1 protein-coding gene is annotated in these 962 nt (G+C 62.4%); it reads left to right on the forward strand.

Annotated features, from left to right (window positions below; genetic code table 11):
* Positions 1-197: 197 nt before the first annotated feature.
* On the forward strand, positions 198-962 hold a 765-nt coding region (locus EN949_RS35410; protein WP_206535018.1), incomplete at its 3' end, for a winged helix-turn-helix domain-containing protein.

The following is a 962-nucleotide window of genomic DNA, read 5'->3' on the forward strand; positions in this document are numbered from 1 at the left end:
CTCTTCGCCCTGCGCGGCCTGGTCGCTCCAGAGAGACTGGTAGAGTCTTGAGGTAAAAGAAAGCTGCGTGCTCATTTGGCTCGTCCTTTCTTGGTGCTGCTAAAGTCGATAACGCTACTTTGGCGGATGAGCGGACCTGCGTACTAAAGCGCGGCCGAAACTGTTCCGAAAAATTCCGAAACGTTTAATATGGCGGGATGCAACGGGTTCACCTCACCTTTGGTCCGTTCCTGCTCGACCCTGAGAAGGGGACGCTCCTGCGACATGAAATACCGATCTCCATCGGGCATCGCGGCATCACGCTGCTCGCCACGCTTGCGGCCCGGCCCGGCGACATCCTGACCAAGGACGAGCTGATGGAAGCTGCCTGGCCGGGCCGGGCGGTCGAGGAAAGCAATCTCACCGTCCAGATTGCGACGCTGAGGAAGGCGCTCGGCCCCACCGACCAAGGTGGCGACTGGATCGCCACCGTGCCTCGCGTCGGCTACCGCTTCACCGCGCCTGTCGAGCGCGTGGAAGGTTCAGTGCAGCGACCAATCGCGCCGTCCGGCAAACCCACCATTGCCGTGCTGCCCTTCGCCAATTTGAGCGGCGATCAGGACCAGCATTATCTGAGCGACGGCATCACCGAAGATATCATCACTGAACTGGCGCGATACCGGTCGCTCGTGGTGATCGCGCGTAATTCATCTTTTCAGTTTCGTGGGCCAGCGCCGGAGGGCGCGGAAGTCCACCGGCAACTCGGCGCGCGCTACCTCGTCGAGGGCAGCGTGCGACGGCTCGGGAGCCGTATCCGGATCACGGCGCAGCTGATCGACGGCGCCAGCGGCTTCCATTTGTGGGCTCAACGCTACGACAGGGCGCTTGAGGACATCTTTTCGGTTCAGGAGGAGGTGGCGGCACTCGTGGCTTCAACCGTCCAAGGCGCCGCCGAGGCAGATGCGACTAGCCGCTCGCGGCGA

This window comes from Mesorhizobium sp. M7A.F.Ca.US.007.01.2.1 (assembly GCF_003998165.1).
GTDB classification, from domain to species: domain Bacteria; phylum Pseudomonadota; class Alphaproteobacteria; order Rhizobiales; family Rhizobiaceae; genus Mesorhizobium; species Mesorhizobium ciceri.